15 protein-coding genes and 1 pseudogene are annotated in these 17097 nt (G+C 39.7%); 11 read left to right on the plus strand and 5 right to left on the minus strand.

All coding sequences use genetic code 11. The annotated features are described in order from the left end of the window. Nucleotides 1-25 precede the first annotated feature (25 nt). A complete protein-coding gene (gene sppA, locus H561_RS0115600) occupies nucleotides 26-1783 on the minus strand; it encodes a signal peptide peptidase SppA (protein ID WP_027387864.1) in 1758 nt (585 codons plus the stop codon). Nucleotides 1784-1802: 19 nt separating this feature from the next. Between sppA and folK the strand changes: the two genes are divergently transcribed. The 5 genes and pseudogenes from folK (at nucleotide 1803) to fmt (ending at nucleotide 7802) form a co-directional block, all read left to right on the plus strand. After that, complete coding sequence (gene folK / locus H561_RS0115605) at nucleotides 1803-2216, plus strand: 2-amino-4-hydroxy-6-hydroxymethyldihydropteridine diphosphokinase (protein ID WP_027387865.1); 414 nt, start codon at nucleotides 1803-1805, stop codon at nucleotides 2214-2216. A 14-nt stretch (nucleotides 2217-2230) separates the two neighbouring features. Further along, nucleotides 2231-3289: pseudogene (locus tag H561_RS22605) on the plus strand (OmpA family protein); the annotation flags it as partial. A gap of 50 nt (nucleotides 3290-3339) precedes the next feature. After that, nucleotides 3340-4794, plus strand: a complete 1455-nt coding sequence (locus H561_RS0115615) for an OmpA family protein (protein WP_027387866.1) — start codon at nucleotides 3340-3342, stop codon at nucleotides 4792-4794. Between the two features lie 81 nt (nucleotides 4795-4875). After that, on the plus strand, nucleotides 4876-6777 hold the full coding sequence (locus H561_RS0115620; protein WP_027387867.1) for a RecQ family ATP-dependent DNA helicase: 1902 nt from the start codon (nucleotides 4876-4878) through the stop codon (nucleotides 6775-6777). A gap of 77 nt (nucleotides 6778-6854) precedes the next feature. Beyond that, complete coding sequence (fmt, locus tag H561_RS0115625; RefSeq protein ID WP_027387868.1) at nucleotides 6855-7802, plus strand: methionyl-tRNA formyltransferase; 948 nt, start codon at nucleotides 6855-6857, stop codon at nucleotides 7800-7802. Between the two features lie 96 nt (nucleotides 7803-7898). Here the strand turns inward: fmt and ribB are convergent, their stop codons facing one another. Together ribB and H561_RS0115635 are read right to left on the minus strand one after the other, a co-directional pair. Next, entirely contained in the window at nucleotides 7899-9020 is a 1122-nt protein-coding gene (gene ribB, locus H561_RS0115630; RefSeq protein ID WP_027387869.1) for a 3,4-dihydroxy-2-butanone-4-phosphate synthase, read from the minus strand. A gap of 65 nt (nucleotides 9021-9085) precedes the next feature. Continuing rightward, nucleotides 9086-10090 (minus strand): LLM class flavin-dependent oxidoreductase, encoded by a 1005-nt coding sequence (locus H561_RS0115635; RefSeq protein WP_027387870.1) that lies wholly within the window; start codon nucleotides 10088-10090, stop codon nucleotides 9086-9088. A gap of 268 nt (nucleotides 10091-10358) precedes the next feature. Between H561_RS0115635 and H561_RS22610 the strand changes: the two genes are divergently transcribed. After that, the gene (locus tag H561_RS22610; protein ID WP_185095980.1) at nucleotides 10359-10805 is read left to right on the plus strand and encodes a hypothetical protein; all 447 of its coding nucleotides are present in this window, start codon (nucleotides 10359-10361) and stop codon (nucleotides 10803-10805) included. Between the two features lie 39 nt (nucleotides 10806-10844). Here the strand turns inward: H561_RS22610 and H561_RS0115645 are convergent, their stop codons facing one another. Next, nucleotides 10845-12971 carry a helix-turn-helix domain-containing protein gene (locus H561_RS0115645; protein WP_027387871.1) on the minus strand — a complete coding sequence of 709 codons (2127 nt, stop codon included), beginning with the start codon at nucleotides 12969-12971 and terminating at the stop codon, nucleotides 10845-10847. 89 nt (nucleotides 12972-13060) lie between these two features. Between H561_RS0115645 and H561_RS0115650 the strand changes: the two genes are divergently transcribed. Continuing rightward, the gene (locus H561_RS0115650) at nucleotides 13061-13489 is read left to right on the plus strand and encodes a hypothetical protein (RefSeq protein ID WP_027387872.1); all 429 of its coding nucleotides are present in this window, start codon (nucleotides 13061-13063) and stop codon (nucleotides 13487-13489) included. A 103-nt stretch (nucleotides 13490-13592) separates the two neighbouring features. Here H561_RS0115650 and H561_RS0115655 read toward each other — a convergent pair whose 3' ends face one another. After that, entirely contained in the window at nucleotides 13593-14129 is a 537-nt protein-coding gene (locus H561_RS0115655; RefSeq protein ID WP_027387873.1) for a gamma carbonic anhydrase family protein, read from the minus strand. 149 nt (nucleotides 14130-14278) lie between these two features. Between H561_RS0115655 and H561_RS0115660 the strand changes: the two genes are divergently transcribed. The 4 genes from H561_RS0115660 to H561_RS0115675 all read left to right on the plus strand — a co-directional run bounded on the left by H561_RS0115660 (nucleotide 14279) and on the right by H561_RS0115675 (nucleotide 17095). Then, nucleotides 14279-15157 carry a NifU family protein gene (locus tag H561_RS0115660; protein ID WP_027387874.1) on the plus strand — a complete coding sequence of 293 codons (879 nt, stop codon included), beginning with the start codon at nucleotides 14279-14281 and terminating at the stop codon, nucleotides 15155-15157. A gap of 7 nt (nucleotides 15158-15164) precedes the next feature. Beyond that, the gene (locus tag H561_RS0115665; RefSeq protein ID WP_027387875.1) at nucleotides 15165-15602 is read left to right on the plus strand and encodes a hypothetical protein; all 438 of its coding nucleotides are present in this window, start codon (nucleotides 15165-15167) and stop codon (nucleotides 15600-15602) included. 3 nt (nucleotides 15603-15605) lie between these two features. After that, nucleotides 15606-16628: a ferrochelatase gene (gene hemH, locus H561_RS0115670; protein ID WP_027387876.1), complete on the plus strand. Its 1023-nt coding sequence runs from the start codon at nucleotides 15606-15608 to the stop codon at nucleotides 16626-16628. Nucleotides 16629-16864: 236 nt separating this feature from the next. Then, nucleotides 16865-17095, plus strand: a complete 231-nt coding sequence (locus H561_RS0115675; RefSeq protein ID WP_155845812.1) for a hypothetical protein — start codon at nucleotides 16865-16867, stop codon at nucleotides 17093-17095. Nucleotides 17096-17097: the final 2 nt, after the last annotated feature.

Genomic DNA, 17097 nt, shown 5'->3' on the forward strand with positions numbered 1-17097 from the left:
CCGCCGTTTCTTTGTACAATATAATTTAGTTGATCTTGATCTGGTAAGGCATTTCCATTTTCACTTCAGACTGCAGTTTTCTTTCTTCCATAATCTGCTGCATAATTTCATAATTGGCTTTTCCTATTTTATTTTTAATCAGCCTTGCAGAAATTTCATCTTCATTGAGATCTTTGAAAATCTGCTCAAAAGGAGACATTCTTTTCGGATAGGAAGATATGCCGTAAGATTTTAATCCGGCTTTACCGGCTGCATATTTTACAGCATCGTTCAGGGTACCTAATTCGTCTACAAGCCCGATCTGCTTGGCTCTGGTCCCGCTCCATACTCTTCCGCCACCTACACTGTCAATCTGCCCGAAGGTCTGCTTTCGGTTCTGGGTAACAAAATGAACAAATCTTTTGTAGGTACCTTCCACACTTCTCGTAATCATACTCACTCCGTATGGCGTCACACCGTTTAATGACGAATAATACTGGGAGTTGGCATTGGTCGCCACAATATCGGCACGTATGCCGTTCTTGTTGGCAATATCCTTAAAATAAGGAATGACCCCGAAAACCCCGATGGATCCTGTAAGCGTATTAGGCTCGGAATAAATTTTATCCGCAGCCATCGCAATATAATATCCTCCCGAAGCGGCATAGTCCCCGAATGAAACAATAAGCGGCTTTTTCTTTTTCAGCTGCTGGAGCTCAAAGAGAATTTCATCCGAAGCATTGGCACTTCCGCCGGGAGAATTAATCCTGAAAACAACAGCTTTCACATTATCGTTTTCCTGAAGCTCCTTGATGTATTTGATGTATTTTTCCGAGTGAATGTCATTGTACTCATCGCCCCCGTTAATGGATCCCGAAGCATACAGCACCGCTACTTTATCCCCTGCTTTTTCATCATCGGAATAAGACGCTATGTATTTGCCTAAAGAAATCCTGTTTAATTTTTCATCATTCTTCACCCCTAATTTCGATCTGATCAGCTGGTCATACTCGGTCTTCTGAATCAGCTTATCGGCCAGTTTATTTTTTAGTCCCAATTCAGGAATCATTCCGTATAAGCTGTCGACTACTGTTCTGAACTGAGCGGTATCGATCTTTCTGGAAGCCGCTATTTTTGATGACGTGTTTTTCCAGATATCATTAAGAAGCGTGCTGAGCTGTTCCTTATTTTCAGGGGAAATGTCATTACGAAGGAAAGGTTCTACCGCTGACTTAAATTTTCCGTGGCGGATCACCTCAATACCGATTCCGTATTTATCTGCAAAATCTTTAAAGAAAGCCACCTCCATTGCCAGTCCTTTAAGCTCAATCAAGCCTGCAGGATTCAGGTAATACTGATCCGCTACAGATCCCAGATAATAAGAAGACTGGGAAACGGCATTGCCATATGCATAAACAAATTTACCGCTCTTTTTAAAATCTTCTATTGCATTCCTAAGATCGTCGATCTGGGTAATTCCTGCATTAAGCTGATCTGCTTCAATACTTATTCCTTTAATATTATCATCCGTTTTGGCTTTTCTGATCGCTTCCACCGCATCATAGATCAAAATACTTTTGTTCTGGTCACTGATCTCAAACAATCCGGTACGCTCTTCTGTGGGGCTGTCTATTATATTGGTTTTTAAGTTAATGGCAAGTACGGAATTCTTTTTCACCACTACAGATTTTTCACTGCCCATAGTACTGAACACCAGCATTACGATGAAAAAGAAGAAAAATACGACACATAATATGACGATAGCCACTATATTTGCCAGTACATTTTTTAAAAAGCTTTTCATAAATCAATCATTTTATAATATGTCGCAGCATAAAGCCGTTTTGTTACTCGGAAGTAACCTCGGAGATCAAAAAAAAAATGTGGAGACCGCATTGGAAAGAATAAAAGAAGGGGGAAATGAAATATTACGAATAAGTGAATTTCTGACATCCGAGCCTGTAGAATTTGTAAGCTCCAATATTTTTTGTAATATTGCAGCAATAATATCGACCGATCTTTCACCTATCCAACTGCTTGATTTTGTTAAAAGTATCGAAATGAAAATGGGAAGATTACATGATTCCAGAGCAGGAGGATATGAGGATAGAATCATAGATATTGATATTATTACTTATAATGGTCTGATATTTGTATCAGAGAGGTTGGAAATACCACATCGGAAACATCTTTTCGAAAGGGAATTTTCCGAAAAACTATTAAAAGACTTTATTTAATCAAAACATACTGTATGAAACTAGGTTTATTATTATTGGCCGCTTTGCCTATTGCCACTTATGCACAGGACAGCATTGCCATTACTTCAAATGATAAATATCCAAATACATTCTCTTCAGGTTCTGCGAATGTTTCTCCTTTTACCAATAAATCAAAAAGATTCAACGACTGGGCGATTTCAGCTGGTGCCGGTGTACCGTTGGTACAGCATGCAGACCTGAGATCAATTAAACATGGTAAAGATGTTTTCGGATATTCCGCTTATATCAGTATTGACAAAGCCATTACCCATGCTTTTGGAATCAACCTTCAGTATGACAGAGGCGAAACAAGACAGGGATGGTTTAACACGAAAGATGCTGTTCCGACAAACCTTCCGGCTAACGAGCAGGTAGGGGCAAGAACCCAATATGACGCGATTTCAGTATTAGGGGATATCAATTTTTCCAATTTATTGAGAAGAGTGGACAACCAGTCTCCTTACCGATGGGCTTTACACGGTTATGCAGGGGTAGGTACTTTAGCTTACAGGGCTTATCAGAAAAACAATGCAGGTCAGAGAATGATGACTGAAATCAAACCTTTCAGTGCAGGCTCTCTATTCGGACAGGCCGGTGCAGGGGTTAAATATAAAGTCAACAGAAGACTTGACATTGAAGCCAGAGCCATGTATGTGGTTACGGGTGATGATCAATTTGACGGTGGAGGAAGCAGAAACAGTGTGGTGAATCAAAACACACCGAAAGTTTCCGATAATTTCTTCAATGCAACTTTAGGAATTTCCTTAAAATTAGGAAAACATGAGTCTCACTTAATGTGGCATGACCCGATCCAGGAAGCCTATTACAAAATTAATGTTTTGGAAAACAAAGATTCTGAATTTATTGTATGTGAAAAAGGAGATCTTGACAATGACGGTGTTTGCGACGATTGGGACAGACAGCTTGATACTCCTGCAGGTGCAAGAGTAGACGGTGCAGGGGTTGCCCTTGATATCGATTTGGATGGCGTTATCGATTTATATGATAAATGTGTAACTGTTCCGGGACCTGTTGAAAACAACGGATGTCCTACCAAGTAAATAATAACTAATCATTTAATTAACTAAATAAAAAATACACTATGAAATTAAGTTTAGCAATTGTTGCATTTGCTTTAGCTGTACCAACAGCAAGTTTTGCACAAGACTCAACTGCAGTAGTTTCAAACGGAGAATACCCAAACACATTCTCTTCAGGTTCTGCAAATGTATCTCCATTTACCAATAAATCAAAAAGATTTAATGACTGGGCGATTTCAGTAGGTGCCGGTGTACCGTTGGTACAGCATGCAGACCTGACATCAATTAAACATGGCAAAGATGTTTTCGGATATTCTGCTTATGTCAGTATTGATAAAGCCATTACCCATGCTTTTGGAATCAACCTTCAGTATGACAGAGGGGAAACAAGACAGGGATGGTTTAACACGAAAGATGCTGTTCCGACAAACCTTCCGGCTAACCAGCAGGTAGGGGCAAGAACCCAATATGACGCGATTTCAGTATTAGGGGATATCAACTTTTCCAATTTATTGAGAAGAGTGGACAACCAGTCTCCTTACCGATGGGCTTTACACGGCTATGCAGGCGTAGGTACTATAGCTTACAGAGCGTACCAGAAAAACAATGCAGGTCAGAGAATGATGACTGAAATTAAACCTTTCACTCTTGGTTCTTTATTTGGTCAGGCCGGTGCAGGAGTTAAATATAAAGTCAACAGAAGACTTGATATTGAAGCCAGAGCTATGTATGTGGTGACAGGTGATGATCAATTTGACGGCGGAGGAAGCAGAAACAGTGTGGTTAACCAAAATACACCGAAAGTTTCCGATAATTTCTTCAATGCGACTTTAGGTATCTCCTTAAAATTAGGAAAACATGAGTCTCACTTAATGTGGCATGATCCACTTCAGGAAATCTATTACAAACTGGATGTATTGGCTGAAAAGAGCCAGGATATAGAAGTTTGTAAGAAAGGAGATCTTGATAATGACGGTGTTTGCGACGATTGGGACAGACAGCTTGATACTCCTGCAGGAGCAAGAGTTGACGGTGCAGGTGTTGCCCTTGATACTGACCTTGACGGCGTTATCGATCTTTACGATAAGTGTGTCACTGTTCCTGGCCCGGTAGAAAACCAGGGATGTCCTACAACCGCACCTTCAACGGGCGGACCAGTAGAAGAGAAGGAAACAAAATTGGACGGAATTGAATTTGATCTGAACTCAGACAGAATCCTGCCTTCTAATACGCCTATCCTGAACAATGCTGTTAGTTATATCAACTCTTCAACAGGAACCTATACTGTAGTTGGAGCTACCGATACAAGAGCTTCTGAAGCTTACAACCAAAGGCTTTCTGAAAAAAGAGCGAACAACGTTAAAAACTACCTGATCAAAAACGGTGTTCAGTCTGATAAACTAAATTCTGTAGGAAGAGGTGAAAAAGACCTTAAATATCCTGAATGTGATCCTGCGACGAAATGTCCTGAATGGAAAAACAGAGCAAACAGAAGAGTTTACTTCGAAGCTAAATAAAAAATTAATTTTATTAGTAAAATATTAAAGTCACGCCATGCGTGACTTTTTTTGTTGATATACTTTCATTATTTTTATACCATGATTTCCCAGCAAGATTTTCAAGAGCTAAAATTTAAAACCTTAAAATATTTTTGGGGATACGATCACTTCCGTGACGCCCAGGAAGATATTATTGATTCGGTAATTAATGAAAAAGACACGCTTGTCCTGCTGCCGACAGGAGCCGGTAAATCCCTGTGCTATCAGCTGCCCGCTTTATTAAAAGAAGGGACCTGCTTAATTATTTCTCCGCTTCTGGCTCTGATGAAAGACCAGGTGAACCAACTGAAGTCAAGAGGGATAGAAGCCGAATACCTGTCTTCCGAACTTGATGAATATGATGCTGAAGGTATTTATAACCGTTGTAAAGAAGGATTGACAAAAATGCTGTATGTTTCTCCTGAACGGTTAACGAACAAACAGTTTTTACAGAACATCGAAGAAATCCAGCTGTCATTTATTGCGGTGGATGAGGCACACTGTATTTCAGAATGGGGCCAGGATTTCCGTCCCAGTTATCAGAATATCAAAAACTTCAGAACGAGCAACCCGAAAATTCCATGCCTTGCCCTAACCGCAACGGCCACCCCGAAAGTTCTGGAAGAAATTAAACTGAAGCTTGAGCTTAAGGAGCCTAAAGTTTTTCAGAAAAGTTTTAAAAGAGAAAACATACGGATCTTTACTGAAGAAGTTTCTGACAAGTTCCAGCGGATTTATGATATTTTAAAATTTACGCAGGAAGCCGGGATCATTTATGTAAGAACGAGAAAAGAAGCCGAGCAGCTCACCGAATTTTTGCTGAAAAAACAGATGAAAAATGTTGACTTCTTTCATGCCGGCCTGACAACTAAAGAAAAAAATGCCAAACAGACAATCTGGAACAACAGTGACAGGCATGTTCTGGTTTCTACCAATGCCTTCGGGATGGGGATTGACAAAGATAATGTACGGTTTGTGATGCACTACTCGCCCGCACCTTCTATCGAAAATTACTATCAGGAAATCGGGAGGTCCGGCAGAGACAGCCAGGACAGCTTTGCTTTTCTGCTGTGGAATAAACAAGAGATTATAAATTTTGACCAGATCCTAAAAAATCAGATTCCCAACAAAGCAGAATTTTTAAAGATTGTCACCTACCTCTACTCTATTTTTCAGGTAGCGGAATTTGAGATGCCGGACAAAGTTTTCCAGCTCAACACAGCCGGAATCCAGAATTTCACGCGGTTATCAAATGCAAAGATTAAAAATGTTCTGAACTTTCTTCACAACCAGGAAATCATTTATTTTAACGATCATAAAAGCCTTTCCTCATTACAGCTTTTAATGCAGGCACACGAGATTGACCAGCTGCCCCATAAAGATGCTTATTTTATTGAGCTGATGCTTCGCACGGTTTCAGGAATTACCACGCATAAAGTCATGTTCAGTGAACAGCAGGTAAGCAATAAAATCGGTGTAAGTATCCATTTGATCAAAGAAAGGTTAAAAGAGCTTCAGCAAAAAGGCTATATAGAATACGTTGACGGTGCTTTGTCCAGCGTTAAGTTTTTAAAGCCGAGGGACGAAAGAGTGAATAATGCCGCCTACTGGAAATTATTTGAACATATCCAGAAAAATAAAATCCAGAAATGGGAAGAAATGAAATTTTACGTTGAAGACAACCAATACTGTAAAATGAAACTGATTCTGGCCTATTTCGGAGAGAAAAAATCCAAGAACTGCGGCCAGTGCTCAGTCTGTGAAAAAAATAAGCAGTCTATTTTCGGGAAGAATATTTCAAACCAGATTATCAGCTTACTGGCAAAAAGGCCATCCTCGATTGAGGAGCTTTCCATCCAGCTGAGTTACCATTCCAAAGAAAATATTCTGGAAAACCTTATTTTCCTGCTGGATTCCGGAAAAGTAAAAATGTTGAATTTCAGAACTTACTCATTAGCATAGGATAATTTTGCGGGATACCGCAGATAAAGTCATCACCATAATTTATAACTTATAACCAAAGATCCTATCTTTGCACCATGAAATCATTAAAAGTCGTATTTTTAGGAACTCCGGAATTCGCAAAAACCTCGCTGGAGGCCATTCACCAGTCGCATCATCAGATCGTAGGGGTCGTAACCGTTGCGGATAAAGCAAGCGGACGCGGACAGAAGATCAATCAGTCACCGGTAAAAGTTTTTGCAACGGAAAATAACCTTCCTGTTTTTCAGCCTGAGAAACTGAGAAACCCTGAGTTTTTGGAAGAGTTAAGGAAACTGGAGGCTGATGTTTTTGTAGTCGTTGCTTTCAGAATGATGCCCAAGGTTCTTTTTGAAATGCCTAGAATGGGGACTTTTAACCTTCATGCTTCGCTTCTTCCTGATTACAGGGGTGCTGCGCCGATTAATTATGCCGTAATCAACGGTGAAGAAAAGACAGGAGCCACAACCTTTTTTATCAACGAAAAAATAGACGAAGGAAATATTCTGTTACAGGAGGAACTGGCTATTGCACCCGATGAAAATGCAGGAAGCCTTCATGATCGGTTAATGGAAACGGGAGCAAAACTCGTGGTAAAAACACTGGACGGATTAGCGGAAAATTTAATTACTGAAAAACCCCAGCCGGAGGTTGAATATCCTAAAAATGCTTTTAAAATTTTTAAGGAAGACACAAGAATCGACTGGACGAAAACCTCGAAAGAAGTCCACCAGTTTATTCTGGGCATGTCACCCTATCCTGCCGCCTTCACCACTTTAAAAATAGGAGAAGAAGAAAAAGGATTAAAAATATTCGGAGGGAAATTTGAAATTTCTGATCACGGAAAGCCAGTGGGAAGCCTGAAGATTTCAAAGAATGACTTTAAAATTTATACACAGGACGGACTCTATTACCCTTCTGAATTACAGCTGGAAGGTAAAAAGAGAATGAATATCAAAGATTTCCTGAACGGGTTCAGGAATTTTGACGAAATACAAATGGCCTGATGTATTCAGGCCATTTTGTGTGAATTTTAAATAGTGATCTGCTTTATAAACAGATTTCATATAATCTGAAATCCTCAGCAAAACACATTTTATGTCTTACAGCTGTACCATCTCCGTTACCTCAACATCATAACCGCCTACCTGAGGCTTGATATCCGGGTTCTGGGTGATTACTTTAAACTTATTGATTCCGAGATTCTTTAAGATCTGTGTCCCGATTCCGTAATCCCTGTAATTGAAAGCGGCCGTCGGATGTTTTTGCTGTCCGTCCTGATAATTCAGGAACTGCTGTAGCTTTCTTAGGGTATTCTCGGAATTGGATACGTTATTGATAAAAATAATGGCTCCTTTTCCTTCTTCAGTCACCATTCGGGTCACTTTCTCCAGCAATGGTTTTTCACCATTATTCAGTCTCGTCAGCACATCGAAATAAGAATCAGAAGACTGAACTCTTACCAGGACAGGCTCATCAACAGCCCAAGTTCCTTTCGTCAGGGCAAAATGAATCTGGTCATTAGAAGTTTCCCTGAACGCAAGGAAATCGTAATCACCATATGCCGTTTTTACTTTTCTTTCTTCAATTCTTTCGATAAGGTTTCCTTTTTTAAGCTGATAATGAATCAGGTCTTCAATGGAAACAATCTTCATATTATGTTTCTGTGCAAATGCATACAGATCCGGTAAACGCGACATGGTACCGTCTTCGTTCATAATTTCACAGATCACTCCACCTTCTTTTAAACCTGCCAGACAGGTAAGATCAATAGCTGCTTCTGTATGTCCTGCTCTTTTCAGAACCCCTCCTTTCCTTGCACGAAGCGGGAAGATATGGCCAGGGCGCATAAAATCGGTAGGTTTAGACCTTTCGTCCATCAAAGCAAGAATCGTTTTAGCCCTGTCTCCGGCAGAAATCCCTGTGGAAGTCCCGTTTCCGAGAAGGTCGACAGATACCGTAAAAGCAGTTTCTTTAGGATCACTGCTGCGGCTTACCATCACATCCAGTCCCAGTTCATCACATCTTTTTTCAGGAAGCGGCATACAGATCAGGCCTCTTCCGTGAACGGCCATAAAATTGATCAGTTCAGGAGTCGTCAGTTCTGCTGCACACAGGAAGTCCCCTTCATTTTCTCTGTCTTCATCGTCTACCACTATGATTATTTTACCATTTTTAAGGTCTTCGATAGCCTCCGGAATAGTATTTAATTTAATATCGGACATTTTTACTTTAAATTTCGGCAAAGATACTTATAAAAAAAGCATCTCCCAATTATATAAACGGTTTGTTACACGGTAACTAGAGAGTCTTTTCCTTTTCTGAAAATATGATAAGACTCCAGCCTTTTCTGATGATCGTAAATATGGGAATTGATCATCAGTTCATCTACATTGAATGCTGCCTGAAAGCTTTCCAGCTTTTCCGTAATTTCCGCCTGGTCCCCGATAAAAGTATACCTCAGCTTCTGCAACACCATCGATTTCTCCATGGGAGACCAGATGTCATCCATATTTTCAACCGGCGGCGCAAACGGCTTCCTGTCATTTCTTACGATATTGATAAAAGCCTGAAATAAAGTGGTCGACATCTTATGCGCTTCTTCTGACGTTTCCGCTGCAACTCCGTTGACACAAGCAATAATATAAGGCTTTTCCGCATATTTTGAAGGCTCAAAATTCTGTCTGTAAATATTGAAGGCCATTTCCATCTGTTCAGGAGCAAAATGCCCTGCGAAGGCATAAGGCAGCCCTAGTTCTGCAGCCAGAAAAGCACTGTCTGTGCTGGACCCCAGAATATACAATGGAATATCCAGTCCTTCTCCGGGAATGGCACGGACTAAAGCATCTGCATTATCTTTTGAAAAATAAGTCTGCAGTTCCAGAATCTGCCTTGGAAACTGCTGATTGATGATCGCCGGGTTACGTCCCAATGCCTGAGCAGTAAGGCCGTCGGTTCCGGGTGCTCTTCCCAAACCGAGATCAATCCTTCCCGGAAAAAGGGATTCCAAAGTTCCGAACTGTTCGGCAATAACCAGTGAACTGTGGTTCGGAAGCATAATGCCGCCTGATCCTACTCTTATTTTTTTGGTCCCGTTGGCAATGAAACCGATCAGAACCGAGGTAGCAGAACTGGCAATGCTTTCCATATTATGATGTTCGGCAAGCCAGAATCTTTTATAATCAAGGTTTTCAGTAAAGTTTGCTAAAGACAAGCTGTCCTGAAAAGTATCGTGAATGGTCTTATGCTGCTTAACGGGCGCAAGATCCAATACCGATATTTCAAAATTCTTCATATTTTAAATTTTAGGTTTAAAACCAAACAAATTTAAAGCTAATAATCTGCATTAGTTACTTTTTGTAATTGATAGGATTGATGGTATAGTTCAGGAAAAAACTATTGGAATAAAATTGTTGTCTGATAATTTAACTGTACGTTATGGAAGACTTTTTATATTTGAATTTATATCCTTTTTAAAGATGAGATTATTAATATTAAAAAATGTCCACAATTAAATAAATGCATGGAATAAAATCTTAATATTGCTGAATTAATTTCAAATCATGGAATCGAAAATAATCTACATTGAAAATAAATCTTTCAGTCATCATGGGCCGGCATGGATTGGTTTTGTAGAGTTCTCAAAATCAGGACAAACAGTTTACTTCAACGGTAAAGCATTAAAAAAACTTAAAAACCCAGGAATTAATGCCAATCATTTTGATATTGAAACAGGAGAAGAGTATTGGGTTTCGGGAATAAAGAAAAATGGGCAGGATAGGCATTGGTGCGGAGGTGGAAAAATTATGATTGATAAAAATTCGATTGATGAATATTTAAAATTGGTTGATTTTAATCGTCTTGATGAAAAAAAATTTATCATAATTGAATTTACTGAAACTGACAAAAGTAAATTTAATGAACTCGAAAATACAGAAGTGGAATTTACAGATAGAGGTCGACATACATGGTATTGGGATAATAACAAAAGAAAACTCAGTAGTATTTAAATAAAAGCGGATTCAAATAAATTGAATCCACTTTTATTTTTACTTCCCTTTCTCCTTCTGGTAATTAAAATGATTAATTAAAATCCGGATTTCATTAAATTCAAAATCGTTGGGCAGTGCATTTTTCCATTCCGTCAATGTCTCTTTAGGAGCGCTATGGAAGAGTTCTTCAAATGCTTTGATCTTATCTGAAGTAATCACTCTTGAAATCTCCAGTAAGCCCTGTTCCGCAAATTTTGCCAGATGGCCGATGACCGTCTCTTTCACCAACCCTCTTTCTAAGGCGATTTCAGAAATGGTTTTTCCCTGCTCAAACAGTTGAAAAGTCAGCACCTGAGACGGAACTTTTGCAATTTTCATACTGATTTCCTTATCGTTTTTTTCTTCCAGAAGCCTGGTTTCCAGCAGATGGATTTCCTTTAGACTGTTCAGGTATTCTTCAATATCTTCCAGCCATACCCTGAATTCCTCATTGTACTGCTTTAAGCCTTTCGTTCCTTTGATCTCTGCATAAAATTCTTTCAGCGGACTGAATACTTTATCCCTTACCTCGGTAAAAAAGAAGTTAACGGCACCTTTAGATTTATTTTCAATCTCGGACCATTCTTCTTTCTTCTCAATAAAAAGATTCACCTTTTGGGAAATGACCCTTTCTAATTTTTCAAAGATTTTCCCAAGGTTTACAATCTCAGGTTTCAACTGAATATACAGCTGCTTCGTTTTTAGATGATCAATACTTTTCGTAACAATAGAAAGGTTATTCCAGTCTTCCACTTCTTTTAAAAGCCATTGGCAATCTACGGTACGAAGCACTTTTCTGATGCTGTAATCATATTTTTCCTGATTTAAGATCGATTCCACATTATCGTTGGCATGGGTCTCTCCCTGGAATTTTAAAATCCGGTTGTCTTTGAATATTACTTCAGGCGTTATTTTAGACTTTAAAACAATGCCTTCCAAAGTCCTGCAACGTGACAGTGCCACATACACCTGGCCTGCCGTAAAGCTTTTCCCGGCATCAATAATTACCCGGTCGAATGTGAGCCCCTGGCTTTTATGAATGGTGACAGCCCAGGCAAGCTTAATGGGGAACTGCTCAAAACTGCCGAGCACTTCTTCTTTGATATTTTTATCGGTATCCAGGAAATATTTTTTCTGTTCCCAGACTTCCCGTTTTACCGTGATTTCCTTCTCGCTTCCGTCGAGGATTACTTTGATCTCATTTTCATCCAAAGCAGAAATTTCTCCCAGCTTTCCGTTAAAATATCTTTTTTCCCCGGAAATATCATTCCGGATAAACATAATCTGGGCACCGATTTTTAAATCCAGGAACTGTTCATTCGGAAACTGGTTTTCCTTGAACTCACCGAAGAGCTTGGCTTCATAGGTCTTGGCACTGACCTTAATCTGATCCAGCTTTTCCTGGTTGATATCATCCGCCATCTTATTATGTGAACACAGATAAACGTAAGGCTCATCCTTTGAATTAAAATCAGGATCGTATCTTTCATTTAAGTGATCGAAATTGATATTGGCCACATCGCCGTCACGGATGGCATTCAATATCGCTAAAAAGTTTTCATCGGACTGCCGGTAGACTTTTGTCAGCTCAATCGTAATCAACGGGATCTCCTTGATGGCATGGCTGTCAAAAAAGAACGGAGAATTATAATACATCCTTAAGATATGCTCATCCCGCACCACCGGCGGAAGCTGGTATAAATCCCCGATGAAAAGCATCTGAACCCCTCCGAACCGCTGGTTGTTCCTTCGTATGAACCGTAATGAAAAATCCATCATATCCAGAACGTCGGCCCGCAGCATCGAAACCTCATCAATAATCACCACTTCCACTTCACGGAGAAGCTTGAGCTTATCTTTCCGGTATTTAAAGTGCGGCATAAGATCGGCAATGTTATTCGCCATACTGGTATCTATCCTTTCCGTAGTTGGCAGAAAAGTACGCAGCGGCAGACCAAACATCGAATGGATGGTAACGCCTCCAGCATTGATGGCAGCAATTCCCGTCGGGGCTATGACAATGTGTTTCTTCCTTGTCCGTTTTACAAAATCATTCAGGAATGTCGTTTTTCCCGTTCCTGCTTTTCCCGTTAAAAATATGCTCCGGTTCGTGTGCTCTATTAAGTCAAAAAAATGATTGTTCATCGTTTTCAAAAATACGAAAATGAAATGTAAATTTTTGCCTTGGCATACGTTTTGAAAACACTTCTGTGTAACGCGAGAAAAAATATCGTATGAAAATCCCTGTATTAGCCGTTTGTACGGCTCTTTTTATGGCTTCCTGCACTTCAATAAAAAATATGGATGCCCATCTTCCGAAAGATGTTTCGGAAAGACCTCTTGATGAAAACAGCCAGAAATATGACCAAGCACAGCTGGATCAGCTGAAGACGTCTATCGAATCTGAGATTTCAAAAGAAAAATGTACCGACGCTAACGAATGGAATTTTGCACCGATGGGTGCCAAATCCTGCGGCGGTCCACAGTTCTACATTGCCTATCCTAAAAAAATGGAAACCACCATTCTTGCCAAAATCAATGATTATACAGAGAAGGTAAAAGCTTTCAATCAGAAATACGGGATCATGTCCGACTGTATGATGATCATGCCTCCTAAGTCTATTAAGTGTGTTGACGGAAAAGCAGAACTGGTTACTTCGTAATTCAATATTAATTGATTCATATAATTTTCATTATATAAAAATACCGCTTTATCGAGTTGAGAAAGCGGTATTTTAAATGTTTTCAAGGACTACAAATCAATATTTAACTTTCAACAGGTTTTACATTTTCTTTGTACCATGAAGAATATTTTACGTAATTATCGGCAACCCTGTTCACTTCCCCTTCAAGCAGCTGCGCATTGATATCTTTGATTTTCTTCGCCGGCACGCCGCCCCAGACTTCCCCGGATTTGATGTGTGTGCCCTGGGTTACGACAGAACCCGCTCCTACAATGGAGTTTTCCTCAACCAGGCAGTCATCCATTACAATAGCGCCCATTCCGATCAGTACATTATCGTGAATGGTACAGCCGTGAACAATCGCGTTATGGCCGATGGATACATTATTCCCGATATTCAGAGGGTGTTTCTGATAGGTACAATGCAGCATGGCATTATCCTGGACATTCACCTTATTACCCATTTTTATATAGTGAACATCACCTCTGATCACCGCATTATACCAAATGCTGCAGTCTTTCCCCATTGTGACATCCCCGATTATGGTTGCTGTTTCAGCTAAAAATGTATTTTCCCCGATCTGCGGTGCTTTTCCTAAAAGTTCTTTTATCAGTGCCATAAGTCTTGTTTTGAATATTTGAAGGAGCCTTTTTAAAAATTCATCCCGCTTCACCCTTCTTAAATGACAGTGATAGCAAAAATCTAACTTCGATCTTCGGACTCCTAATTTCTAATTGCGTATTTTTGTATTTCAAATTTAAAGAAAAAATGCGTACGATACTTATAGAGCCGACCGAAAACCCGAAAGTGATGAAATTTGTCGCGGATTATAATTTAATCCCGGGATCTTTGGAGCTGGACAGAAATTCAGATATCTCAGAAATTCCTATGGCCCAGGAGCTTTTCAACTATCCGTTTGTGGAAAGAGTTTTTATTACGGCTAATTTTGTAGCGGTTGCTAAACAGGATACGATAGAATGGGAACATGTGGCAGACAGTCTGAAAAATGTGATTGAAGATGAATTATTGGCCAACCCGAGGATTTACCTTCAGAAGAAAAAAGAAATGTACGAGATCTATTCGGAAATGACGCCGAATCCTAATGTCATGAAGTTTGTTTCCAATAAACTGCTTCTTGAAGGCTTTGTGGAAGTAAAATCAAGAGAGCAGGCAGATGGTGTTCCTTTGGCACAGGCTCTTTTTAAAGAATTTGATTTTGTAAAGGAAGTTTTTATCTCTGATAATTTCGTGGCTGTAACAAAGGATCCTTCTGTAGAATGGCATCAGATCATGATGACCGTTCGTGCACTGATTGCCGAATACCTGCAGAACGGAGGCGAGATTTCCAATATCAAATCCCAGAAACACGAAAGCCCGGTAGAAAATATTATCAACAGGGATTATACAGATGACGAGCAGAAGATTTCTGATATTTTAAACGAGTACGTTGCCCCGGCAGTGGAAAATGACGGCGGAAAGATCTCTTTAATGGAATATGACCAGGAAAACAAAACCGCCAAAATGCTTCTTCAGGGAGCCTGTTCAGGATGTCCGAGCTCTACCGCTACGCTTAAAAACGGGATTGAAAATATTTTAAAACAATTCGTTCCCGATCTGGTAGAAAGAGTGGAAGCTGTCAACGGATAATTGACTTATGAAAAAAGTTCTTCTTTTATTATCGGGCTTAAGCCTTTTTTCCTGTAAGAAAGAGCCTCAGCTGAATGACGGAATTCACAACGACCTTGTTGAAATGGGTGTCGCCAGAGACAGCATTCAGAAAATGGACGTGGTTCTGGAAAAACTAAACCGGAAAAATACCGCTTTTCTTGACTATTATTTTCATAACTATTATGAACTGGATCAAGAGATCCGGGATGAGATCAGGAAAACAAAAGGAGAACAATTTATATATGATGCTGACGAAGAGTATCAGAAATTATTCACAAAACTAGCCATTAAAAAAGGAGATCAGTATATTCAGTCTTTGGGAATGGCCGGAGAGGAAAAACAATTGGCACTGGAACTTTATGTTTTACGCTTAAAGAAAAAATACGGTCCGACTATTGATGAAAGAGTGAGAAACCTTAACTAAATTATGAAGGGAATTTTATTAGTAAATCTGGGATCTCCCAGATCAACTGCCGTTAATGACGTAAAAGAATATCTGGATGAATTCCTGATGGACGAAAAGGTTATCGACTACCGATGGATTTTCCGTGCGCTTCTGGTGCGTGGAATTATTTTAAATACTAGACCCGCAAAATCGGCTGCCGCTTACCGGACGGTCTGGACCGATAAAGGCTCTCCGCTGATTGTCATCACAGAAAAAATCCGGGAAAAGCTGCAGAAGCTGGTGGATGTTCCCGTAGAAATCGGGATGAGGTATGCCCAGCCGAGCATAGAAGCCGGAATCCGGAAACTTGTTGACCAAGGGGTTTCTGAAATTGTTTTGTTTCCGCTGTACCCGCAATATGCGATGAGCACCACAGAAACGGTAATTGAAAAGGCGGAAGAAGTGAGAAAAGAAAAATTCCCGGACGTAAAAATCAATTATATCCAGCCTTTCTATAACCGTGAGATTTATATCAACTGCCTTGCGGAAAGCATCAGGGAAAAACTTCCTGAAAATTTTGATGCGCTGCAGTTCTCTTATCACGGAGTTCCGGAACGGCATATTTACAAAACCGATCCTACCAAAACCTGTAATTTAAATGACTGCTGTACGCGGGACCAAAACCCAAGCCATCAGTTCTGTTACCGCCACCAGTGTTTCAAAACCACTGAAACGGTGATCGAAAAGCTTAATTTACCCAAAGAAAAAGTAATTGTTTCTTTTCAGTCGAGACTGGGAAAAGACAAATGGATCGAACCCTACACGGATGAAACGTTTGAAACCATTCCTAAAAAAGGAATCAAAAATCTGGCAGTGGTCTGTCCGGCATTCGTTTCCGACTGCCTGGAGACCCTGGAAGAAATTTCTGTTGAAGGGAAACACCAGTTTACCGATGCAGGAGGAGAAAACTTCCATTATATTCCGTGCCTCAATGATGAAGACCGTTGGATTGAAGTGGTGAAAACGCTTTGTGAAGAAAAACTCAATGAATTTTATCTAGTTTAATATACATAACCTCTGTTTTACAGAGGTTATTTTTTTATACATATATTTTATTTCCTGAAGGAATATATCATAAATTTAAAAAATTAACTCAACCCCCTACATTCCACTAATCAATTTTTTAAATAATAAAAAATTAATACAAATACCCCTATTATTTTCCAATTAAAATTATAAATATAAATATTTTTCATACCTTTACCCCATCAAAAGAACAGCGGGAACCTTAAAATTTTAAAATGATGAATGCAACAGCCGAAATTTTAAAAACCAAGATCGAGAACTTCAGTCCGGAAACCCTGGAAGCGTTTGCCAGAATGGTAGAAAACTTTGAGGAAAAAAAACAACCGGCAATTCCTCAGTTCCAAATGGATGAGGTGTTATACAGGATTCAGTTCCATCATGAAAATCCCATGACGAAGTTAGATTTTCACGAGAATATTTCCGAGCTTCAGAAGAGCTGTGCCTAGTG

It is taken from the genome of Chryseobacterium gregarium DSM 19109 (assembly GCF_000430845.1).
Classification (GTDB): Bacteria; Bacteroidota; Bacteroidia; order Flavobacteriales; family Weeksellaceae; genus Chryseobacterium; species Chryseobacterium gregarium.

Bases quoted from the DNA above. Each gene is read 5' to 3' on its own strand.
- H561_RS0115620 (WP_027387867.1), top strand. From the start codon at position 4,876: ATGATTTCCCAGCAAGATTTTCAAGAGCTAAAATTTAAAACCTTAAAA.
- H561_RS0115650 (WP_027387872.1), top strand. From the start codon at position 13,061: ATGAAAATCCCTGTATTAGCCGTTTGTACGGCTCTTTTTATGGCTTCC.
- H561_RS0115665 (WP_027387875.1), top strand. From the start codon at position 15,165: ATGAAAAAAGTTCTTCTTTTATTATCGGGCTTAAGCCTTTTTTCCTGT.
- H561_RS0115655 (WP_027387873.1), bottom strand. From the start codon at position 14,129: ATGGCACTGATAAAAGAACTTTTAGGAAAAGCACCGCAGATCGGGGAA.
- H561_RS22610 (WP_185095980.1), top strand. From the start codon at position 10,359: ATGGAATCGAAAATAATCTACATTGAAAATAAATCTTTCAGTCATCAT.
- folK (WP_027387865.1), top strand. From the start codon at position 1,803: ATGTCGCAGCATAAAGCCGTTTTGTTACTCGGAAGTAACCTCGGAGAT.
- H561_RS0115645 (WP_027387871.1), bottom strand. From the start codon at position 12,971: ATGAACAATCATTTTTTTGACTTAATAGAGCACACGAACCGGAGCATA.
- H561_RS0115675 (WP_155845812.1), top strand. From the start codon at position 16,865: ATGATGAATGCAACAGCCGAAATTTTAAAAACCAAGATCGAGAACTTC.
- H561_RS0115660 (WP_027387874.1), top strand. From the start codon at position 14,279: ATGCGTACGATACTTATAGAGCCGACCGAAAACCCGAAAGTGATGAAA.
- H561_RS0115635 (WP_027387870.1), bottom strand. From the start codon at position 10,090: ATGAAGAATTTTGAAATATCGGTATTGGATCTTGCGCCCGTTAAGCAG.
- H561_RS0115615 (WP_027387866.1), top strand. From the start codon at position 3,340: ATGAAATTAAGTTTAGCAATTGTTGCATTTGCTTTAGCTGTACCAACA.
- sppA (WP_027387864.1), bottom strand. From the start codon at position 1,783: ATGAAAAGCTTTTTAAAAAATGTACTGGCAAATATAGTGGCTATCGTC.
- ribB (WP_027387869.1), bottom strand. From the start codon at position 9,020: ATGTCCGATATTAAATTAAATACTATTCCGGAGGCTATCGAAGACCTT.
- hemH (WP_027387876.1), top strand. From the start codon at position 15,606: ATGAAGGGAATTTTATTAGTAAATCTGGGATCTCCCAGATCAACTGCC.
- fmt (WP_027387868.1), top strand. From the start codon at position 6,855: ATGAAATCATTAAAAGTCGTATTTTTAGGAACTCCGGAATTCGCAAAA.